The sequence below is a fragment of the Streptomyces liangshanensis genome (genome assembly GCF_011694815.1).
GTDB lineage: Bacteria > Actinomycetota > Actinomycetes > Streptomycetales > Streptomycetaceae > Streptomyces > Streptomyces liangshanensis.
The window spans coordinates 5,577,760-5,597,697 of record NZ_CP050177.1 but is presented as its reverse complement, the minus strand read 5'-3'; the positions used below and the strand labels follow the sequence as shown (position 1 = coordinate 5,597,697).

The window sequence follows — 19,938 nt, the reverse complement described above, 5'->3', positions numbered from 1 at the left end:
AGCTCGACAGCGCGAGGCCCGTCCCCCGGTGGGGACGGGCCTCGCCGCGTGGAGCGGGTGGGTCACTCGTCGAAGCTGGCGAAGTACGAGGCCGCCATGTCCTTGTCGCCGTGGCCCAGTTCCCTCGCGCGGCGGAAGCGTTCCGCGACCGCCGCCACGATGTCCAGGTGGACCCCCTCGGCCTCCGCCGCCTCGATGATCAGCCGGGCGTCCTTCGCCCCGGTGTCGACGGAGAAGCTCGTCGTGTAGTCCCCGTCGATGATCATCCCGGCCTTGGCGTGGAGGTAGGGCGTGTCCATCTGGCCGCCCGAGACCAGGTCCAGGAACGCCCTCGGGTCGGCGCCGAGCCCCTGGGCCAGCGCGACCGCCTCGGCCGCGGCGCCGGTCAGGGTCAGGGTCCAGCCGTTGACGACGAGCTTGAGGCGCGTGGCGGCGGCGGAGGCCCCGTCGTCCCCCAGCCAGAGGGTGCGCCGCCCGATGGCGTCCAGGACGGGCCTGAGGCGGTCCCGGTGCTCCTCGGGGCCCGCGGCGAGCACCGCGAGCTGTCCGGCCTCCGCGGGGCCCTTGGTGCCGAGCACGGGCGCGTCGTAGAAGACCACGCCGTGCGCCGCCGCGAGGGCCGCCAGCGCGGGGACGTCCGCGACACCGACGGTCGTCGCCTGGAGCCACAGGGTGCCGGCGCCGAGGCCCGGCGCGGCGGCGGTGAAGGCGTCCCGGACGGCGGCCCCGTCGTACACGGCGGTGAGGACCACGTCGGCGCCGGTCACCGCCTCGGCCGCGGAGGACGCGACGCGCGCGCCGTCGGCGGCGAGGGGTTCGGCGCGCGCGGGGGTGCGGTTCCACACGCGGACGTCGAGGCCCGCGCGGGAGAGGGTGCGGGCCATCGCCGAGCCCATGATTCCGGTGCCGAGGACGGCTACCGCGAGATGATCGGTCATGCGTCCACGGTAGGCGCCGCCGATCCGCCGCCGGGCGCGGGAGGGGTCAGACGACCTGGTGGAGCCAGCGGACCGGGGCGCCCTCGCCCGCGTACCGGAAGGGCTCCAGCTCGTCGTCCCACGGCTTGCCGAGCAGTTTGGCGATCTCCGCCTCGAGGCGCGTCTCGCCCTGCTGGGAGCGGGCCAGCGCGGCGCGCAGCCGGTCCTCGGGGATCAGGATGTCGCCGTGCAGGCCGGTCACGGCGTGGAAGATGCCGAGGTCGGGTGTGGCGCTGTAGCGCTCGCCCTCGGCCGTGGCGCAGGGCTCGGCGGTCACCTCGAAGCGCAGCATCTGCCAGCCGCGCAGGGCGGAGGCGAGCTTGGACGCCGTGCCCGGTTCGCCCTTCCAGGAGAACTCGGATCTCCAGGTGCCCGGTGAGGCCGGCTGCCGGATCCAGTCGAGCTGGACCCGCAGGCCGAGGACTCCGGCCACCGCCCACTCGACGTGGGGGCACATCGCGCGCGGTGCGGAGTGAACGTACAGAACTCCACGTGTCGTCACCGGGACCTCCAGTGTGGGACGAGGATCGCCTTTCCCAGCGGCCTCAGTAAACAGCATCGGGAGTGAAACTCCACAAAAGGGACAGTATGTGACGTGATGTAATTTACCGGAGCCACGCGTTCGGGCGCTCTCCTCCGACGTGGGAAAAGCTACCGTGCGGCGGGGTGCCCGGGGTGACGTACCGTCGGTCCCGGGGCCGATATGCGCGAAGCTTTCACTCGCCGGGGCGCTGCCGGTGCCGGGCGCATGTGCCGGAGGTACGAGCCGGTCCTGAGCAGCCCCGGAAGGGGCGCGCGCGGGGGTACGGACGGCCGGGCGCGGCGCCGGGCGGAGGTTCTCCGGAGGCCTTCGGGGAGCATGGGAAGAGACGACGCACACGAACCGACGGGAGGGCCGCGGATGCGGGAGAACCGACGGACCGGGAGTCAGGACCCGGCGCGCCGCCGCGCGGAGGAGACCCGCGCGCCACGTCGGCGTGGCGGGCGCCGTCCGGGTGTCCTCGCCGCGGCGGTGACGGCCCTGGTGCTCGCCGCGGGAGGCGCGCTGGCGGGGTGCGACGCGCCGGGCGGGTCGTCCGCCGACGGCGCGGCGGGCCGGAGCGCCCCGGCCCCCCGGCCGACCGCCGTGTGGGACCCGTCCCCGGACTCGGTGGCCGCCGTGGGCGACTCGATCACCCGGGGCTTCGACGCCTGCGCGGTGCTCACGGACTGCCCCGAGGCGTCCTGGGCCACCGGGACGGACGGCGAGGTCCGCAGCCTGGCCCACCGCCTCCTGGGGGCGCCGGGCGCGGCGGGGCGGAGCTGGAACGAGGCGGAGACGGGCGCGAAGGTGTCGGACCTGCCCGCGCAGATGGCCCGCGCGGCGCGGCACGACCCCGGGCTGGTCACGGTCATGGTGGGCTCCAACGACGCGTGCCAGGACTCGGCCGCGCGGATGACGCCGGTGGACGCCTTCCGTGCGTCGTTCGAGGAGTCGATGGACCGGTTGCGGGCGGGCGCGCCGCACGCGCAGGTGTACGTGTCGAGCGTGCCGGACCTCAAGCGGCTCTGGTCCACCGGGCGCGGTGACCCGCTGGGGCGGCAGATCTGGAAGCTGGGCATCTGCGCGACGATGCTGGGGGACGCGCAGGACGTCGGTGTGAAGGCGTCGGCCCGGCGGAGCATGGTGTACGACCGGATCGTGGCGTACAACGGCGTGCTCAGGGACGTGTGCGCGAAGGATCCGCTGTGCCGGTACGACGGCGGGGCGGTCTTCGACTTCCGGTTCACGGTCGAGCAGTTGAGCCACTGGGACTGGTTCCACCCGAGCAAGGACGGGCAGAGCCGGCTGGCGGCGATCGCGTACCGGAACGTGACGGCGGCGCGTCCGCCGGTCTGAGGGGCGGGTCCGGCGGCCGAGGCGGTCGGTCGCCGGGCGCGGGTCCGGGGGCCGGGCGGGGCGGACGGGGTGGCGGGGTCCGACGTAAGGTGCTTGACCGTGACTGCCATAACCGAGGAACGCGTCGGTACGACCGACGAGGGCACGCCCGTCCAGCGCTGGACCCTGGAGCGGGCCGGGACCCGGGTGCGCCTGCTCACGTACGGCGGGGTCGTGCAGTCCGTCGAGGTGCCCGACCGGCACGGGACCGTGGCGGACGTCGTGCTCGGCTTCCCGGACGTCGCGGGGTACCTGGGCTCCCGGGGGCCGTACTTCGGCGCGCTGGTCGGCCGGTACGCGAACCGCATCGCGGGCGGGGCCTTCACGCTCGACGGCGTGACGTACCGGCTGGCGCGCAACGACGGTCCGAACAGCCTGCACGGCGGGGAGCGGGGCTTCGACCGGTGGGTGTGGGACGCGGAGCGGGACGGTGACGGCGTACGGCTGTCGCGGGTCAGCCCGGACGGCGAGGAGGGCTTCCCCGGCCGCCTCGCGGTCAGCGCGACCTACGCGCTGGACGCGGACGGCGCGCTGCGGATCGGCTACCGCGCGCAGACCGACGCCCCGACCCCGGTCAACCTGACCAATCACACGTACTGGAACCTGGGCGGCGCGGGCGCCGGCCTCGCCACCGGTCATGTGCTGCGGATCGCGGCCGGCCGGATCACCCCGGTGGACGCGACGGGGGTGCCGACCGGGGAGCTGTCCCCGGTCGACGGGACGCGCTTCGACTTCCGGGAGCCCCGGGTGGTGGGTCCTGGCTACGACCACAACTACGTGCTGGACGAGGGCCCGGGTGGTACGGGCGTGGCCGCCGAGCTGTACGACCGGGTGTCGGGGCGGGTGTTGACCGTCACGACGACCGAGCCCGGGATGCAGCTCTACACGGGCGACCACTTCGACGGGAAGCCGTACGGGCCCGGTGCCGGGATCGCCCTGGAGACCCAGCACTTCCCGGACTCGCCGAACCGCCCGTCGTTCCCGGACACGGTGCTGCGGCCGGGCGGGGTCTTCGCCTCCACGACGGTGTACGGGTTCGGGGTGCGCTGAGCCGTTCGGCGCCCGGTGCGCGGGGATGCGTACGGCCCCGGGGTGGTGTCAGGTTCCGCCCCGGGGCCGTACGGTCTGTGTCCCCCTGCCCCGCGTGGTCAGGGCCCTGTGGTCAGGCCCGTGCCTCGATCGTCGCGGTGAGGCGGCGGTCGGTGACCGAGTGGCCGGCCTCGACCTCGTACGTCCCGGGGACGAACGCCCAGGCGTCCGTCCCCTCGTCCCAGACCTCGAACGCCCGCCGCCGCAGCGGGACATGGACCTCGACCGTCTCCCCCGGGGCCGCCTCGACGGAGGCGAAGCCGGCCAGCCAGCGGGCCGGGCGCTCGGGCGCGCCGGCGGCTCCCGCGGTCGGTGCCAGGTAGACCTGGACGACCTCGCGGCCGGTCCGGGCACCGGAGTTGCGCAGCCTGACCCGTACCTCGTCGGGCGTCGCGGAGAGCGTCTCGTACTCCCAGTCGGTGTAGCCGAGGCCGTGCCCGAAGGGGTACGCGGGGGTGGTGCCCGCCCGCTCCCAGGCGCGGTAGCCGATGAACAGGCCCTCGTCGTAGCGCAGTTCGCCGCCGGTCGGGGTGGTCTCCGTGACGGGCGCGTCCGCGAGGGACACCGGCCAGGTGGTGGGCAGGCGGCCGCCGGGCTCCTGGGCGCCGAGGAGGACGTCGGCGAGCGCCGCGCCGCCCTCCTGGCCGGGGAACCAGGTCAGCAGCACCGCAGCGACCTCCTCGCGCCACGGAAGCTCCACCGGGGAGCCGGTGTTGACGACCACGACGGTACGGGGGTTGGCGGCGGCGACGGCCCGTACGAGGTCGTCCTGGCGGCCCGGCAGTCGCAGGCTCGTCCGGTCGAAGCCCTCCGACTCGACGCGGGCGGTGGTGGCCACGACCACCACGGCCGAGTCGGCGCCGCGCGCGGCCTCGACCGCCCGCGCGATCAGCTCGTCGGGGTCGTGGCGCGGCCCGAGGTGGAGCAGCGAGAAGGCGACGGCCTTGATCGGGGCGTCGTCGGGCATCGGGAAGACGGTGTGCAGCAGCGAGACCTCGACCTCCTCGCCCGCCGTGAGCACGGCGCGGGCGCGCTCCTCGGGGGTGCCGAAGAACGCCTCGAACGGGTCGGCGGCGTCGCCGGGGCCCTGGACCCCGTCGAAGAGCGTCTCGCCGTTCACCTTCAGGACGAAGCCGCCGAGGCCGCGGGTGCCGAAGGCGTGCTCGCCGCTCTCCCTCGGTACGAAGCGGCCGGTCAACTCGACGGTGTGCAGGGTGTCGTGGGTGACGCCGTCGGGCAGGTCGCTGCCGGCCCACTGCACCCGGCCGCCGGGGACGCTCGACGTGCCGAGCACCCGGCCGTCCTCGGCGCGGCAGACGGCGGTCAGTGTGAACCCCTGGTCGGCGTCGGCGAGTTCGTCGCTGGGGTCGGCGCCGAGCGAGTAGGTCAGTGCTCCCTCGGGGAGGGCGGCGGTGAGGCCGTCGAGCGGGGGGACGACGTGGTGCGGGAAGACCACGGCGGAGCCGCCGCCGAGGATCCGGGCGTCGCGGGCGGCGGCGCCGCTGAGGGCGATCGTGCCGGGGCGGGCCGGGTCGAGCGGCAGGACGGGGCGGTCGCCGGCCGGCTCGTTGCGGACGAGGACGAAGGAGCGGCGGGCGACCTCGCGGGCCAGCGCGTCGCCGTCCAGGGGCGCGGGGAGTTCGGTGACGACGGGGGGCGCGCCGTCGAGGGCGCCGACCCGGGCGGCGAGCCGCAGGACGTTCCGTACCGCCTCGTCGACGGCCGGTTCGTCCACCTCGCCGGCCCGGACGGCGGCGGCCAGCGCCTCGCCGTACACCGTCACCGGGCCCGGCATCGCGAGGTCGAGGCCGCCGAGGAGCGCGCCGGTGGTGGAGCGGGCGGCGAGCCAGTCGGAGACGATGAGTCCGTCGAAGCCCCATTCGCCGCGCAGGACGTCCTGCTGGAGGTGGCGGTGTTCGGTCATGGTCGCGCCGTTGACCTGGTTGTAGGCGGCCATGACGCCCCAGGGGCGGGCCTGGGCGACGATGGTCTCGAAGGGCGCGAGGTACAGCTCGCGCAGCGGCCGGGGCGCGACGATGTTGTCGACGGTGAAGCGGTCGGTCTCGGCGTCGTTGGCGACGAAGTGCTTGACGGTCGTGCCGACCCCGCCGTCCTGGACCCCGAGCACGTACCCGGTGCCGATCTCCCCCGTCAGGTACGGGTCCTCGCTGTACGCCTCGAAGTGGCGTCCGCCCAGGGGCGAGCGGTGGAGGTTCACCGTCGGGGCCAGCAGGACGTGCACGCCCTTGCGGCGGGCCTCCTGGGCGAGCAGCCGGCCGGCGCGGCGGGCCAGCTCCGGGTCCCAGGTGGCGGCCAGCGCGGTCGGGGACGGCAGCGCGACCGACGGGTCGTCGGCGGTCCAGCGGACCCCGCGGACCCCGACGGGTCCGTCGGACAGGACGACGGAGGCGAGGCCGATTTCGGGGAGCGCGGGCAGGGACCACATGTCCTGGCCGGCCAGGAGCCGGGCCTTGGCGTCCAGGTCGAGCTTGCCGAGCGCCGCCTCGACGGCGGCGGTGCGTGCCTGATCGGCCCGGGTGACGGGGGCGCCTGCCACGGCCGTACCTCCTCGTTGAGTTCCGGTGGACGATGACATCGTGACCCTTCATCCTGTAAGGAGGTAGGGTTCGTTATTGATTTGTGACTTTCATGGTGAGCGGGAGGAACGGGCCGATGGCGAGAGCCAGGAGCGAGGAGCGGCGGGCGGACATCCTGCGCGCCACCCTCGAAGTGATCGCCGAGCGCGGCTACCGGGGGACGACCCTGGGCGGGGTGGCCGAGCGGGTCGGCCTGACGCAGCAGGGCCTGCTGCACTACTTCCCCTCCAAGGAGGCGCTGCTCGTCGCCGTCCTGGAGGAGCGCGACCAGTGGGACACGGGCGGCGGGGGCCAGGGGCGGCGGGGGTGGCGGCTGGAGCTGCTGACGTCCCTGGTGGAGTACAACGCGATGCGCCCGGGGATGGTGCAGACGTTCTCGGCGCTGCTGGGCGAGAGCGTGTCGGAGGGCCACCCGGCGCGGGAGTTCTTCACCCACCGCTACGACCAGGTGCGGGGCAACATGGCGGCGGTGCTGCGCGACGAGTTCGGCGACCGGCTGCCGGGCGGGCTGACCCCGGAGCGGGCGGCGCCGCTGCTGACGGCCGTCATGGACGGGCTCCAGTACCAGTGGCTGCTGGACCCGGAGTCGGTCGACATGCCGGGGGCGTTCCGCGACTTCCTGACGCTGCTGCGGGCCGGGGGGCCGGCGCCGCCGTCCTGACGGCCGTGCGCGCCCGGCCCGTGGCCCGGTTCTCCCGACGGGCCGTTTGTGCCCGGTATCGCACCATGGTCGGCCGGGCCGCCCCGCGGTGATACTTCCGCCATCCGACGGAAGGAGCACCCCATGAGGCTCAGGAGTCACACGCGCGCCGGTCTTGTCCTGCTCACCACGGCCGCGCTCGCCCTCGTCGTACCCGCGCCGTCCGCCCTCGCGCAGGCGCGGCCCGTCTCCGGTCAACAGCCGCCCGCCGCACCGGCGTTCACCGTCGAGGAGGCCCGCCTCGACCGGGCCGTCCCGCGGGAGATCCTGCGGCGCGGCGGCTTCGACACGGTGGCGCCGGCGTTCGCGCGGGCGCTGGGCGGGGCCCGGTCGTACGCGGCGGCCGAGCGGGTGGTCGTACGCCAGGGGCAGCGGCTGTGGCAGCGGGCGGTGGACCGGGCGCAGGGGCGGGGTCCCGCGCGGGGTGACCTGAGCCGGGACGACGACCGGCCCCTGTACTGGGCGCGGTTGGGCATGACCCGCGAACTGCGCGCCTGGGAGCCGGGGTTCGCGGTGTCGGAGGCGGCGAGGACGCGGCTGCTGGGGGCGCTGGAGCGCGCGTCGCGCGGCCAGGACTCGATGACGTTCGCCGGGGCGTCCGGCGGCGAGGACCGGCACGGCCGGGCGCTGAAGCGGATCGTGATGACCGGCTTCGACCCGTTCACGCTGGACCGGGACGTCCGGATCAGCAACCCGTCGGGGGCGACGGCGCTGGCCCTGGACGGCACGGTGGTCACGACCGCCGACGGTCCCGCCCGCATCGAGACGGCCGTCTTCCCCGTCCGCTGGGACGACTTCGCCGCCGGGACGGTCGAACAGGCCCTGCGAGGGCCGCTGTCGCGGGCCGACGTCTTCACCACGGTCAGTCAGGGCCGGGTCGGCCGGATCGACGTGGAGCGCTTCAACGGCGCCTGGCGGGGCGGCTTCGGGGACAACGAGAACCTCTCGCGGACCGGGCTCGTCCCGGTCGCCGACCCGGCGTCGCAGCCGCAGTGGACGACGACCAGCCTGCCGTACGCCGCGATCCTGGCGGCGGGCACGGGGCGGTTCCCGGTGTACGACAACACGTCGGTGACGGAGATCCCGGCGGGCGGGGCGGCGCCGGTGGTACGGCCCGGGGGCCCGACCCCCGGTTCGGCGGCCCGCGCCGGGGGCGGCGGCGACTACCTGTCCAACGAGATCGCCTACCGGGCGACGCTGCTGCGCGACCGGCTGGGCCGGGACATCCCCGGCGGGCATGTGCACACGCCAGTCCTGGAGTTCGGGCCGGGGAACACCGACCCGGCGACGGGGACGGTGACCGACCCGCAGTTCGTGCGGAACCGGCTCGACATCGTCGCGCAGATCAGGTCGATCATCGTCGTGGCGGCGGGGGCGTAGGCCCTGTCCTTCCCGGCCCCGTCCGGAGCGGGAGCGGGGGCGGGAGCGGCTAGAACCGGGGCGGGGCCTGCGGTTCCTGGCCCGGGGCCGGGGGCCAGACGGTCGCGCCCAGGGCGAGGGTCGCGTCGGGGGCGGGTACGGTCCCGGCGGCGTCCGGCTCCGGCTCCGGCTCCGGGCCCGTCTCCGGCTCGGTCAGGTCGCGGGCCATCAGCGTCGCGCCCGCCACCGCGCCGGGCATCAGGAACACCGCCACGACGGGGATCAGGAAGGCCAGCGTCAGCGGGACACCGAAGCCGAGGGTGAGCATCCGGCGGCCCCGGAGCAGCGTGAGACGTCCCTTGAGGTCGATCCGCCGCCGCTGGAGGGCCACCGCGACCAGTTCCTCCGTCAGGAAGAAGCCGGACACGCAGAAGCCGATCGCGGGCACGACGGTCTGCCCGACGACGGGGATGAAGCCGGCCGCGAAGAGCAGCACGCCGTACAGCACCACCCGCACCAGGATCCGCAGGCTGTCGCGGGCCGAGATCCACAGCTCGCGCCAGAGCGGCAGGCCCGACTCCGGGACCACGCCGCCCTCCGCCCGGTCGACGGCCTCGGACAGCGACTCGTAGAAGGGCTGCCCGATCAGCAGGGTCAGCGCGGTGAAGGCGACGACCGCGAGGAAGAGGACCAGGGCGAAGAGGAGCACGAGCAGCAGGCCGCGGAAGAGCCCCTGCCACGGCGAGGACCAGTCGTCGGCGAAGGGGGTGACCCAGGTCGTCAGGTCGTCCCCGCCGTAGCTGAGGCCGACGAGCACCGCCGCGTAGAGCAGGAGGGTGACCAGACCGGGCAGGAGCCCGAATCCGAACCACCGGCCGTGGCGGGCGACCCACCGCTGGCCCTTCATCAAGTAGCCGAAGCCCACACCGAGATCACCCATGCCACCCACCCTACCGGCGCTTCCGAGGCCCTCTTGTTGTCCGGGGCCCACAACCGGTAGACCCTCCGTCACCGTTCACTCCCGTCCGTTCCCGTCCACCCCCGCCTGCCCTGGAGGCCTCCCCGTATGCGCATACCCGGACCCGCCCTGATCACCGCCGCCGCTCTGGCCGGTGCCCTGCTGCTGGCACCGCCCGCCGCCTCCGCCGTCCCCGGCGACGGCGGACCGGCCGGCGCTTCCGGCGACCCCACCGACAGCCGCGCGCAAGGCCCGCACCACGTCAGGGAGAGCGGGCGCGCGAGCGCCCCGGCCGGCCTCCGCGCCGCAGGACCGCCCTCCCTCGCCACCGCGCCCTCCGCCCTCACCGGGCCGGCGGCCCCGCGCCCGGGAACCGGCTACCCCCGGCGTACGGTCCTCGACGCGCCGCCCGTGAACCCGGCCGACAAGTCGGTCAAGCTCGGCCTGGCCCCGTACCACTCGCTCGCCCCGCGCCTCAACGCCCTCCAGAAGCTGGGCGATCGGGTCAGCGTGGAGGTCGCGGGACGGTCGGCGGGCGGGCACGAGCTGTACCTCGTCACCGTCACCGCCCCGGAGAGCGCGGGCGAGGCCCGGGCGCAGGAGCGGATGCGTGAGCTGATCGAGAATTCCCCCGCGAAGGCCGCCAAGGACCGGGGCATCAAGTCCTCGTACAAGACACCGCTGTTCATCAACAACAACATCCACGGCAACGAGTGGGAGGGCACGGACGCGGCCCTGGAGCTGATCGAGGAGCTGGCGACGGCCCGGGACGCCCGCACCCGCGACCTGCTGGCCGGGAACCGGATCCACATCAACGTCACGGCCAACCCGGACGGCCGGATCGCCGGGACCCGCGCCAACGCCGCCGGCTTCGACCTCAACCGGGACATGATCACCGCGTCCCAGCCCGAGACCCGCGCGATCCGGCGGATCGCCGTCGACAAGCAGCCCGCCGTCATGCTCGACCTGCACGGGTACGTGAACGGCACCCTGATCGAGCCGACCACCCCGCCGCACGGCGAGAACTACGAGTACGACCTCTTCCTCAAGAACGCCTACGCCAACGCCCTCGGCATGGAGAAGGCGGTGAACGACCTCGGCTACACGGCCGCGAAGGACGGCGTGGAGCCGCCCGTCATCCCCTTCCGGGACCAGGAGGAGGGCTGGGACGACTGGCCGCCGGTCTTCACGCCGCAGTACATGCCGTTCCAGGGCGCGGTCGCCTCGCACACGGTCGAGTTCCCGATGACCGTCAACAACCGGTCGTACGACACCCTGCCGGTCGAGGAGCTGCGCCGCCGGTCCGCCATCAACACCGACATCGCGGGCGCGGTGATGCGCGCGACCCTGAACTACACGCTGGACCACCGGACTTCGGTGATCGCCGACCAGATCGAGACGTTCCGGCGGGGCGCGGCGGGCGAGGCGCAGCGGCCGGTGTCCGCGGAGACCGTGCCGGGCGTGCCGGGCATCGGGCCCGAGGACGTCTACACGACCGACTTCCCGCGCGCGTTCGTGATCCCGGCGGGCTCCGGGCAGCGCTCGGCGACCGCGGCGGCCCGGCTGGTGGACCACCTGACCGCCAACGACGTGCGGGTCGAGCGGGCGAGTGCCGCCTTCCGCGTCAACGGCCGGACGTACCAGGCGGGTTCGTACGTCGTCGACCTGCACCAGCCGAAGCGCGGCATCGCGAACGTGATCCTCGGTGAGGGCCGCGACATCAGCGCGGACGTCTCCACCATGTACGACATCTCGGGATGGAGCCTCGGTCTGCTGTGGGGCGCGAGTGTGGACACCGTACGGACCGCGGCCGGCGGCCTGCGGGTCCCGGGCCGCCCGGTGGTGGCCGCCGCGCCCACCGGCTCGGTGGCCGGCCACGGCGACCTGCGGCTGCGCCTGGACGACCCGGAGGAGCTGCTCGCCCTCAACTCCCTTCTCGCGCAAGGGGTGAAGGTGCGGCGGGCGGCCGACGGCTCGGCGATCGTGCCGTCGTCGGCCCGGCGCCTCGCGGCCGTCCTCGCCGAGCGCCACGGCGTGGTCTTCGCGGCCACGAAGGAGCGGGGGACGACGGCGCTGCGCCGCACGCGGGTCGCCGCGTCGGTGACCGCCGGGGAGCAGGCGGCGCTGCGGGAGATGGGCTTCGAGGTGCTGCCGGTGTCGACGGCGGTCCTGAACGCGGGCTTCGACTGGTCGGCGGCGGACGTGCTGTACGTCTCCACGGGGCTCACGTACGGCGCGCTCACCCCGGCCGCCCGGACGGCGCTGGACGGCTTCCTCGCCGGGGGCGGCGGGGTGGTCGGGCTCGGTTCCGGGGGTACGGCCCTGAACGCGGCGGCGGGGCTGCTGCCCGTGACGGCGGTCGCCGGGAACGGGGACGCGAACGGCGTGGTGCGGGTGTCGAACGCGGGCGGCCCGATCACGGGCGGCGCCCCGGCGCACACCTTCGTCTACGGGCCGCGGTGGTTCACCGCCCTGGGCGCCGGGGTGCGGGCGGAACAGTCGTACGGCACCGGGAAGTTGCTGGTCTCGGGCCACTGGCGGGCGGAGGAGGACGGTTCCGGCGGCCCCGCCGACGCGGCGGGCCGGGCGTCGGTCGTCAGCGGTGACTCGGCGCGGGGCGCGCGGGTGGTGCTGTTCGGTACGGAGCCGCTGTTCCGCGACCACCCCAAGGGCGTGTTCGCGCAGGTGGGCCGGGCGCTGCTGGGCGCGGCCGGCTGAGCGGGGCGCCGCCGGGGCCGTACCTGACGGCGTGACAGACACGCGGGGCCCGTGTCCCCCGAGGGGATACGGGCCCCGCGCCGCGCGCGTTCTTCGTGCGGTGCGATCAGGCGACGGCGAGCGTCACGCTGATGTTGCCGCGGGTCGCGTTGGAGTACGGGCACACCTGGTGGGCCTGCTCCAGCAGGTCCTTGGCGGTCGCCTCGTCCACGTTCGGGATGGAGGCGACCAGTTCGACCTCGAGACCGAAGCCGCCGGCCTCGGTCTTGCCGATGCTGACCTTGGCGGTCACGGTCGAACCGGATATGTCGGCCTTCGCCTTGCGGGCGACCACGCCGAGCGCGCCCTGGAAGCAGGCGCTGTAACCGGCGGCGAACAGCTGCTCCGGGTTCGTGCCGGCGCCGCTGCCGCCCATCGACTTGGGCGGGTTGACGACGACGTCGAGCTGGCCGTCGTCGCTGGAGACGCGGCCGTCACGGCCGTTCTCGGCGGTGGCGACGGCGGTGTAGAGAGCGTCGATCTTCTGAATGGTCATGCGGGGAAGGTTCCTTCGCTTGTACGCCGTAGCTCGCGCCCACGGACCACGACGGCCTGGGGTCGAGCATAGGGGGTCGTCAACGGGTAAGTCCGACGATCATCTTTCCAGTGTTCTCGCCGCGCAGGACGCCGAGGAACGCGTCGAAGCCGTTCTCTATGCCCTCCACGACCGTTTCGTGGTGCTTGAGTTGGCCCGAGGCGAAGAGGGGGCCGACCTCCTGGAGGAACCGCGGCTGGAGCGCCCAGTGATCGGTGACGATGATCCCTTCCAGGCGCAGCCGCTTGGTGACGGCCAGTGAGAGGTTGTTCGGGCCCGGCGCCGGCGCGTTGTTGTTGTACTGGGCGACCGCGCCGCACAGCACCGCCCGGCCGTGGGGCCTGAACGAGTTGATCGCGGCTTCGAGGTGGTCGCCGCCCACGTTGTCGAAGTACAGGTCGATGCCGTCGGGCGCGGCGGCCTTGAGCTGCTTCTTGACCGAGCCGTCCTTGTAGTTGAAGGCCGCGTCGAAGCCGTACTCCTCCACCAGGAGCCTGACCTTGTCGTCCGAGCCGGCCGAACCGACCACCCGGGAGGCGCCCTTGAGCTTGGCGAGCTGGCCGGCCTGGCTGCCGACCGCGCCGGCGGCGCCGGACACGAAGACCGCGTCGCCCTCCTTGAACGCGCCGACCCCGAAGAGGCCGGCGTAGGCGGTGAACCCGGTCGCGCCGAGCACGCCGAGGTAGGCGGAAAGCGGGGCGACGGACGGGTCGAGCTTGACGGCGCGGCCCGGTTCGAAGTCCGCGTACTCCCGCCAGCCCAGGTTGTGCAGGACGTGGTCGCCGACGGCGAACCCCTCGGCGCGGGAGGCGATGACCTCGCCGACGGCCTGGCCGGCCAGCGGCTCGCCCAACGCGTAGGCGGCCACGTACGACTTCGCGTCGTTCATGCGGGGGCGCATGTAGGGGTCCACCGAGAAGTACAGGTTCCGGACCAGGATCCGGCCCTCCCCCGGTTCGGCCACCGGTATCTCGCGCAGGGCGACGTCACTGGGCTTGGGCCAGCCGTCGGGGCGGGCGGCGAGATGCCAGGCGCGGCCTGATTCGGGAAGTGCGGTCATGGTGCGGGGCCTCCTCGGTGGGTGCGGGTCGGTGGGCGGGGGCGGCTCGCTGTGTGCGGGTGACAGCGAGCCGTAGTAAAAGCTTCACCACCTGAAAGAACCATGCTCCTAGATATTTCATGTTGTCAAGCAAATGGGTACGCTGGTCCCATGGCCACCACCCGCAGAGACCCGCTGACCCTCGAAGTCGTCGAACTCATCGGCACCGTCGTGGCCCGCTACTACGAGGAGTACGAGCACGCCGCGGCCCGCTACTCCCTCACCGGTGCCCAGGCGCGCGTCCTGGGGCTCCTGTCGCTGGAGCCCCTGCCGATGCGCCGGATCGCGCAGAAGCTGAAGTGCGAGCCGTCCAACGTCACCGGCATCGTGGACCGACTGGAAGCCCGTGACCTGGTGGAACGCAGACCGGACCCGGCGGACCGCCGGGTGAAGCTGGCCGCGCCCACGGAACAGGGGCTGGAGACCTCGGCCCGGCTGCGGGACTCGCTGGACTTCGCGCGCGAGCCGCTGGCCTCGCTGTCGGAGGACGAACGGCGCGTCCTGCGCGACCTGCTCAGGCGGATGCTGGGCGAGGACGTGGCCTGACCGGCCTTACGCGCACCACCACAGGATCCGGGTGCAGCTCTCGGTGGGCGTCGAGGACGGCGTCGGGGACGCCGAGGTCGGCGTGGCCGTCGGGGTCCCGCTCGCCGTGCCGCCCGGCGTACCGGGTCCCGACGCGGAGTCCGAGGGGTCCGGCGAGGCGGGCGAGTCCGGGGCGCCGGTGTCCGCCGACCCGGTGTCCCCGGGGCTCGGGGAGTCCGAGGACGAGGCCGAGTCGCCGGGATCCGGGGACCCCGTGCCGCCCGGCTTCCCGCTGCCGCCGGGGACGGGCGAGCCGCCCTTCCCCGTACCCCGGGTCGCGGAGGGCCCCGGGTCGTCGGGCGTCACCGGCTTCGCGGTGCCGTCCGGGCGTCCGTCGAACTCGGTGTTCGTGTCCTCCTTGACCGCCGAGGCGCCGTCCTCGCCGGGCGGCTCCAACGCCAGCTGGGCCAGGCTCAGCGCGCCCGCCGCGAGCACGACCCCGAGCACGCCGACGAGGACCCTGCGGCCGCGCTTACTGCGGGCCCGCCGGGGCCCGCTGCGCGCGGGGGCCGAGCGGCGCCGGTCGGGGCGCCCGCGGCGGTCCGCGCGGTCGGGGTGATGGCCCACGAGGGGCTCGATCTCACTCTCCGGCGCGTCCGCGAACTCTTCGTGATCCTGTGCGGCCCTGCCGTCCTGTCCCGGGGAGCGATTCTGTCGCGGTTCCGGTGGTACGGGGGCTCTCCGCCGCAGCTCCTCTGCGGCTGTGCCGCATCCGGCGCAGGTCAGTGCGCCGTTGAGGTGCCGACGGCACTGATGGCAGTAGTCCATGGCGCCCGCAGGCTATGCGGCCGTGGCATGCCGTGGAGTACCCCGAGTGTGAAGATCTTGTAAGGGCTCGGCGCTTGCGGGTGTGTCATCCCGATTCGGGCGGTGCACGCACCGGGGGCAGGATGGCGGCATGACGTCCACCGGGCCGTTCGGGCCGCTCCAGTTCCAGCTCGTCCTGCTGCGCAGGATGGCCGACCACCACCCCGAGCTGGTCGACGACGCCCGCCGCGCACTCGGGGCGTCCCTGGCCGACATGCGGGAGGCCAACCGCCGTTGGCAGGCGATGGTCCGCTCCCCGCGCGCCCGCGGCACGCTCTCCCGCTACCGCTCGGTGCTCGGCCCGCCCGAGCGGACGTTCCCCCGGCGGATCGGCGACCTGGAGTGCGAGGCCCTCCAGTGGCCCGTACCGCTCTGGCCCGACCTGCGCTTCGAGGCGATGGCCGCGCCCGGCGGGGCCGTATGGAACGAATGGCTGGTCCGCACCCCGGGCCTGGCGGGACCCGAGCCGCGCACGCCCGACGACCTGCTGCCCTGGTCGTGCACGGTGGACGAGGTCGCGCGGGCCTTCCCGCCGGCCAGGCCGATGGAAGGCAGTGCCCCGACCCGCCTCCGGCTGGCGTTCACCCTGCCCGGCGGCGGGGGCGCGGTCGCCGACTTCACGTGGGGGCTGCTCCAGGGGTGGGCCCGGGAGTGACGGGGGGCCGGGGAGTGACGGGGGGCCGGAATCTGGCGTTCCGTCAGCTCCGTACCCCCGTCACTACTCCTGACGGCTCATCCCAGCGCGCGCGCCGCGCCCCGCAGCCGCACGATGCGAACAGGACCGGCGGCCGCCGGTGCATCAGATCAGCGCTCTCGGGAGATCCCGCGGTGACCGTCAGTCTTGAGCAGTTGCGCCGTTGCCACATCGCCGTCGACCTGGGGGCCGCCAGGACCCGGGTCTTCGTGAAGGGAGCCGGGCTCGTCGTGGACGAGCCGAGCGTCGCCGCGGTGAACACCCGCACCGGCGCCCTCATCGCCGTCGGCGCCCTCGCCGAGCAGATGACCGGCCGTACCCCCGACTACATCCGGGTGATGCGCCCCGTCCGGGGCGGCACCGTCGTGGACGTCGAGATGGCCCAGCGGATGCTGCGCCACCTCATCGGCGACAAGCTCCGCCGCCAGCTGCGCCGCAAGCCGCGGCTGCGCGCCGCCGCGTCCACCCCGCACGACAGCGACCCGCTGGCGCAGCGCGCGGCCGTGGAGACGCTGGTCGGCCTCGGCGCCCGCCGGGTCGAGCTGGTCGACACCCTGATCGCGGCGGCCGTCGGCTGCGGCCTGCCCGTGGAGCAGCCCACCGCCACCATGATCATGGTGTGCGGGGCGGCGACCACCCAGATCGCGGTGCTCTCGCTGGGCGCGATCGTCACGGCCCAGCGCATCCCCGTCGGCGGCAACGCCATCGACCACGCGGTCATCCAGCACCTGCGCCACCAGCACGAGCTGATGCTGCCCAGCCAGTCCGTGCGCCCGCTCCAACTGGCGCTCAGCGGCAACGGCCTCAGCCCGGACGGACCCACCTCCACCGAGATCCACGGCCGGGACGTCGCCACCGGCATCGCCCGCTCGGTGCTCGTCGACACCGCCGCCGTACGGGACGCGATCTACAGCCCGCTGACCGCCGTGCTGGACGGCATCGGCAAGGTGCTGCGGGACTGCCCGCCCGATCTGGTGGCGGACCTCGCGGACCGCGGGATCATGATGGTGGGCGGCAGCGCGCTGCTGCCGGGCCTCGACCAGATGCTGCGGGACGCCACCGGCATGCCGGTCGCCATCGCCGAGCGCCCCGACATTTGCGCCGTGCTCGGCCTCGGCGCGATGCTGGAGGGCAAGATCCAGCCGATGGTCCTGGATCCGCTGGCCGATCCCATGGCCGGTCCGAGGACCGGACCGCGGACCGAACCCGTGGCCGGACCGCAGACCGGACCGCAGACCGAGCCGGTGACCGATCCGCTGGCCGACGCCCGCTGAGGTGGAACGACGTTGCGATGAGTGAGGGTGGCGAGGGCGGGGGGACCGCCAGGGACACCGACCCCGCGGAGTCGATGCCCCGGCTGCCCATGCTGCTGGAAGCCGTCCTGGGCATCGGTACGGATCTCGAACTGCGGGCGACCCTCCAGCACATCGTCGGCACCGCCACGGAGCTGATCGGGGCGCGGTACGGGCTCCTGGCGGTGGCCGACCCCGACAGCGGCAAGCTCGCCGACCTCTTCTCCGCCGGGCTGACCCCCCAGGAGCACGAGAGCGTCCTGCGGATCCCGGGCGGCAGCGCCGGCCTCCTCGGCGTGCTGTTCCGGGATCCGCGCCCGCTGCGGCTGGACGACGTGGCGACGGACCCGCGCGCGCTCTGGGTGCCGCACTCGGACCCGGAGCAGCGCAGGTTCCTCGGGGTGTCCATCCGGGTGGACACCGAGATCTTCGGCAGCCTGTGCCTGACGGCGAAGGAGAGCGGACCCTTCACCGAGGAGGACCAGGCGCTGCTCCAGGTGCTCGCCGCGCAGGCGGGGATCGCGATCGGCAACGCGCGGCTGTACGGGACGGCCCGGCAGCGCGAACGGTGGATCGAGGGCGCCGCCGCCGTCACCACCGCCCTGCTGACCGGGGAGAGCGCGGCCGACGCCCTGATGACCGTCGCCGAGTCGGCCCGCGCCCTCGCCGACGCCGACGCCGGGGTGGTGCTCCTGCCCACGCCCGAGGGCGGGATGGAGATCGTCACGGCGTCCACGGACGACGACCCGGCGGGCATCCTCGGCACGACCATCGCGCCCGGCGCTCCCGTCCTGGTCCAACTGCTGGGCGGTGAGCCGGTGTTCATAGAGGATTCGGCGACCGATCCCCGGATGACGACGCATGTGCGCTCGCGCTTCGGGCCGAGCATGATGCTGCCGCTCCAGAGCGGCGGGAAGCTGATCGGCACACTGGCCCTGCCGCGCCGCCGGGGCGCACGCCCGTACACGGCGGAGGACAAGCTGCTGGCGACCCAGTTCGCCTCGCAGGCGGCGCTCGCGCTGGTGCTGGCGGACGCCCAGCACAACCGGGAGCAGCTCGCGGTGTACGAGGACCGCGACCGGATCGCCCGTGACCTGCACGATCTGGTGGTCCAGCGGCTGTTCGCCACCGAGATGATGCTGGAGTCGACGCGGCGGCGCGCGGGGACCACGGAGCTGGACGAGCTGGTCGGGCGGGCCGTGGACGAGCTGGACTCGACGATCCAGGAGGTACGGACCGCGATCTTCGCGCTCCAGCAGCCGCCCGCCGACGCTCCGACCAGCGTCCGGGGCAGTGTGCTGCGCGAGACGGACGGCGCGGCCGCGCTCTTCGGCTTCCGGCCGTCGGTGCGCTTCACGGGCCCGGTGGACACGCTGGTGAACGAGGCGGTGGGCCGCAGGCTCCTGGCGGCGCTGCGCGGCGCGCTGGCGGCGGCGCACCGGCGGGAGGGGATGACGGCGATGGAGGTGGAGGTGGACGCGGCGTTCCGACTGCCCGACGGGCACGGGGGCGTGCGGCTGCTGGTGACGGACGACGGGGTGCGCGAGGACGGGGTGCGCGGCACGACGGTGACGTGGCAGGCGGCGCGCGGGGACGCGCCGTAGGCCGTGCCCACCCGGATCCGGCCGCGGTCGGCCGCTGCCGGCTACCGGACTACCGGCTCCGCAGCAGATCGTGGAGGGAGGCGGTCATCCGCGCGACGAACGCGTCCCGCGTGCCCGGGTCCACCGAGTCCAGCGAGAGGTACGGGTTGAGGTCCTCCAACTCGACGAGCAGCAGCCGCCCGTCGGGCGCGCGGCAGGCGTCGACCCGCTGGATCCCGTGATCCAGCGTGTTCCACGCCACGAAGCGGCGCGCGAAGGCGAGGTCGTCCGGGGTCGCGTCGTACGGCACCAGCTCCCAGCGCCGTGCGGGGTCCGGCGCGTGGAGCGCGTACTGGAAGTCCTGGTCCACGAAGTAGAAGGAGACCTCGTAGCGGAACGGGATCAGCGGCTGCACCAGCACACCGCCGAAGGTGATCTCCGTGAGCCGTTCCGCCGGGACGGTCTCCATGCCTATGGAGTCCGCGCCCGCCTCCGGCTTGACCACGTACGCGGGGGCGGCGGGCAGCAGGCCGAGGTCCTCGGCGCGGTCCACGGTCGGGATGACGGGGTATCCGGCGGCGCTCAGCTCGACGAGGTAGCGCTTGCCGGTCATGTCGGCCCGTCCGGTCAGCGGGTTGTACACGAGGGTCCCGGCCGCCGCCGCGCGCTCGCGGAAGTGGTCGTACCGCGCCTGGTAGTGCAGCACGGGCCCGCTGTTGCGCACCACGACCGCGTCGAAGGACCCCATGAGCCGTACGGCGTCGAGCGGGTGGCAGAGCGCGAGATCGAAGTCGCTCCGCAGCCGGGACGACAGCCGGATGTCCTCGTCGCAGTAACGGCGCCCCTTGGCCTCGTAGGCGAGGTCGGTGACGTAGAGGAGGCGGGGCGGGTTCTCGGGGCGCATGGGTCGGTCCGGTCTCGGGGGTGCGGCCGGCCCCGTCCGTACACGCCGGAACGCCGGAGTGCTTCGGATCGGGGCCGCTTGCTC

At 74.2% G+C, this 19,938-nt stretch carries 17 protein-coding genes; 9 read left to right on the top strand and 8 right to left on the bottom strand.

All coding sequences use genetic code 11. The features are described 5' to 3' along the window. Positions 1–62 precede the first annotated feature (62 nt). Both HA039_RS24270 and HA039_RS24265 read right to left on the bottom strand, forming a co-directional pair. Positions 63–962: an NAD(P)-dependent oxidoreductase gene (locus tag HA039_RS24270; protein WP_279592884.1), complete on the bottom strand. Its 900-nt coding sequence runs from the start codon at positions 960–962 to the stop codon at positions 63–65. A gap of 22 nt (positions 963–984) precedes the next feature. Beyond that, positions 985–1,479, bottom strand: coding sequence for a DUF3145 domain-containing protein (locus HA039_RS24265; RefSeq protein WP_167033375.1), 495 nt, complete (start codon positions 1,477–1,479; stop codon positions 985–987). A gap of 399 nt (positions 1,480–1,878) precedes the next feature. Here HA039_RS24265 and HA039_RS24260 point away from each other — a divergent pair, with 399 nt between their 5' ends. Then, entirely contained in the window at positions 1,879–2,856 is a 978-nt protein-coding gene (locus tag HA039_RS24260; protein WP_167033373.1) for a GDSL-type esterase/lipase family protein, read from the top strand. A 99-nt stretch (positions 2,857–2,955) separates the two neighbouring features. Further along, on the top strand, positions 2,956–3,945 hold the full coding sequence (locus HA039_RS24255; protein ID WP_243869716.1) for an aldose epimerase family protein: 990 nt from the start codon (positions 2,956–2,958) through the stop codon (positions 3,943–3,945). A gap of 112 nt (positions 3,946–4,057) precedes the next feature. On the opposite strand, the gene HA039_RS24250 is transcribed toward HA039_RS24255, so the two are convergent. Next, on the bottom strand, positions 4,058–6,541 hold the full coding sequence (locus HA039_RS24250) for a glycoside hydrolase family 3 protein (RefSeq protein ID WP_425086380.1): 2,484 nt from the start codon (positions 6,539–6,541) through the stop codon (positions 4,058–4,060). A gap of 116 nt (positions 6,542–6,657) precedes the next feature. Here HA039_RS24250 and HA039_RS24245 point away from each other — a divergent pair, with 116 nt between their 5' ends. Next, on the top strand, positions 6,658–7,242 hold the full coding sequence (locus HA039_RS24245) for a TetR/AcrR family transcriptional regulator (RefSeq protein ID WP_167033369.1): 585 nt from the start codon (positions 6,658–6,660) through the stop codon (positions 7,240–7,242). 123 nt (positions 7,243–7,365) lie between these two features. Continuing rightward, positions 7,366–8,661 (top strand): pyroglutamyl peptidase, encoded by a 1,296-nt coding sequence (locus tag HA039_RS24240; protein ID WP_167033367.1) that lies wholly within the window; start codon positions 7,366–7,368, stop codon positions 8,659–8,661. Between the two features lie 49 nt (positions 8,662–8,710). Here HA039_RS24240 and HA039_RS24235 read toward each other — a convergent pair whose 3' ends face one another. Next, positions 8,711–9,580 (bottom strand): EI24 domain-containing protein, encoded by an 870-nt coding sequence (locus HA039_RS24235; RefSeq protein ID WP_167033365.1) that lies wholly within the window; start codon positions 9,578–9,580, stop codon positions 8,711–8,713. Between the two features lie 126 nt (positions 9,581–9,706). On the opposite strand from HA039_RS24235, the gene HA039_RS24230 reads away from it, so the two are divergent. Beyond that, a complete protein-coding gene (locus HA039_RS24230) occupies positions 9,707–12,316 on the top strand; it encodes a M14 family zinc carboxypeptidase (protein WP_167033363.1) in 2,610 nt (869 codons plus the stop codon). Positions 12,317–12,422: 106 nt separating this feature from the next. Here HA039_RS24230 and HA039_RS24225 read toward each other — a convergent pair whose 3' ends face one another. Next, entirely contained in the window at positions 12,423–12,851 is a 429-nt protein-coding gene (locus HA039_RS24225) for an organic hydroperoxide resistance protein (RefSeq protein ID WP_167033361.1), read from the bottom strand. 79 nt (positions 12,852–12,930) lie between these two features. Next, positions 12,931–13,950, bottom strand: coding sequence for an NADP-dependent oxidoreductase (locus HA039_RS24220; RefSeq protein WP_167033359.1), 1,020 nt, complete (start codon positions 13,948–13,950; stop codon positions 12,931–12,933). 150 nt (positions 13,951–14,100) lie between these two features. On the opposite strand from HA039_RS24220, the gene HA039_RS24215 reads away from it, so the two are divergent. Beyond that, positions 14,101–14,535 carry a MarR family winged helix-turn-helix transcriptional regulator gene (locus HA039_RS24215; RefSeq protein WP_167033357.1) on the top strand — a complete coding sequence of 145 codons (435 nt, stop codon included), beginning with the start codon at positions 14,101–14,103 and terminating at the stop codon, positions 14,533–14,535. A gap of 6 nt (positions 14,536–14,541) precedes the next feature. Here HA039_RS24215 and HA039_RS24210 read toward each other — a convergent pair whose 3' ends face one another. Further along, positions 14,542–15,342: an SCO2400 family protein gene (locus HA039_RS24210; RefSeq protein ID WP_167033355.1), complete on the bottom strand. Its 801-nt coding sequence runs from the start codon at positions 15,340–15,342 to the stop codon at positions 14,542–14,544. A 130-nt stretch (positions 15,343–15,472) separates the two neighbouring features. Here HA039_RS24210 and HA039_RS24205 point away from each other — a divergent pair, with 130 nt between their 5' ends. The 3 genes from HA039_RS24205 to HA039_RS24195 all read left to right on the top strand — a co-directional run bounded on the left by HA039_RS24205 (position 15,473) and on the right by HA039_RS24195 (position 18,971). After that, positions 15,473–16,036 carry a hypothetical protein gene (locus HA039_RS24205; protein WP_167033353.1) on the top strand — a complete coding sequence of 188 codons (564 nt, stop codon included), beginning with the start codon at positions 15,473–15,475 and terminating at the stop codon, positions 16,034–16,036. A 173-nt stretch (positions 16,037–16,209) separates the two neighbouring features. Then, positions 16,210–17,349 carry a rod shape-determining protein gene (locus tag HA039_RS24200; protein WP_243869712.1) on the top strand — a complete coding sequence of 380 codons (1,140 nt, stop codon included), beginning with the start codon at positions 16,210–16,212 and terminating at the stop codon, positions 17,347–17,349. Between the two features lie 17 nt (positions 17,350–17,366). Continuing rightward, on the top strand, positions 17,367–18,971 hold the full coding sequence (locus tag HA039_RS24195; RefSeq protein ID WP_208298697.1) for a GAF domain-containing protein: 1,605 nt from the start codon (positions 17,367–17,369) through the stop codon (positions 18,969–18,971). Between the two features lie 49 nt (positions 18,972–19,020). Here HA039_RS24195 and HA039_RS24190 read toward each other — a convergent pair whose 3' ends face one another. Next, complete coding sequence (locus tag HA039_RS24190) at positions 19,021–19,854, bottom strand: ATP-grasp domain-containing protein (RefSeq protein WP_167033351.1); 834 nt, start codon at positions 19,852–19,854, stop codon at positions 19,021–19,023. Between the last annotated feature and the right edge of the window lie 84 nt (positions 19,855–19,938).

Coding starts and splice junctions, on each gene's coding strand:
- HA039_RS24260 (WP_167033373.1), top strand. CDS start 1,879: ATGCGGGAGAACCGACGGACCGGGAGTCAGGACCCGGCGCGCCGCCGC.
- HA039_RS24245 (WP_167033369.1), top strand. CDS start 6,658: ATGGCGAGAGCCAGGAGCGAGGAGCGGCGGGCGGACATCCTGCGCGCC.
- HA039_RS24240 (WP_167033367.1), top strand. CDS start 7,366: ATGAGGCTCAGGAGTCACACGCGCGCCGGTCTTGTCCTGCTCACCACG.
- HA039_RS24235 (WP_167033365.1), bottom strand. CDS start 9,580: ATGGGTGATCTCGGTGTGGGCTTCGGCTACTTGATGAAGGGCCAGCGG.
- HA039_RS24230 (WP_167033363.1), top strand. CDS start 9,707: ATGCGCATACCCGGACCCGCCCTGATCACCGCCGCCGCTCTGGCCGGT.
- HA039_RS24225 (WP_167033361.1), bottom strand. CDS start 12,851: ATGACCATTCAGAAGATCGACGCTCTCTACACCGCCGTCGCCACCGCC.
- HA039_RS24220 (WP_167033359.1), bottom strand. CDS start 13,950: ATGACCGCACTTCCCGAATCAGGCCGCGCCTGGCATCTCGCCGCCCGC.
- HA039_RS24215 (WP_167033357.1), top strand. CDS start 14,101: ATGGCCACCACCCGCAGAGACCCGCTGACCCTCGAAGTCGTCGAACTC.
- HA039_RS24210 (WP_167033355.1), bottom strand. CDS start 15,342: ATGGACTACTGCCATCAGTGCCGTCGGCACCTCAACGGCGCACTGACC.
- HA039_RS24205 (WP_167033353.1), top strand. CDS start 15,473: ATGACGTCCACCGGGCCGTTCGGGCCGCTCCAGTTCCAGCTCGTCCTG.
- HA039_RS24195 (WP_208298697.1), top strand. CDS start 17,367: ATGAGTGAGGGTGGCGAGGGCGGGGGGACCGCCAGGGACACCGACCCC.
- HA039_RS24190 (WP_167033351.1), bottom strand. CDS start 19,854: ATGCGCCCCGAGAACCCGCCCCGCCTCCTCTACGTCACCGACCTCGCC.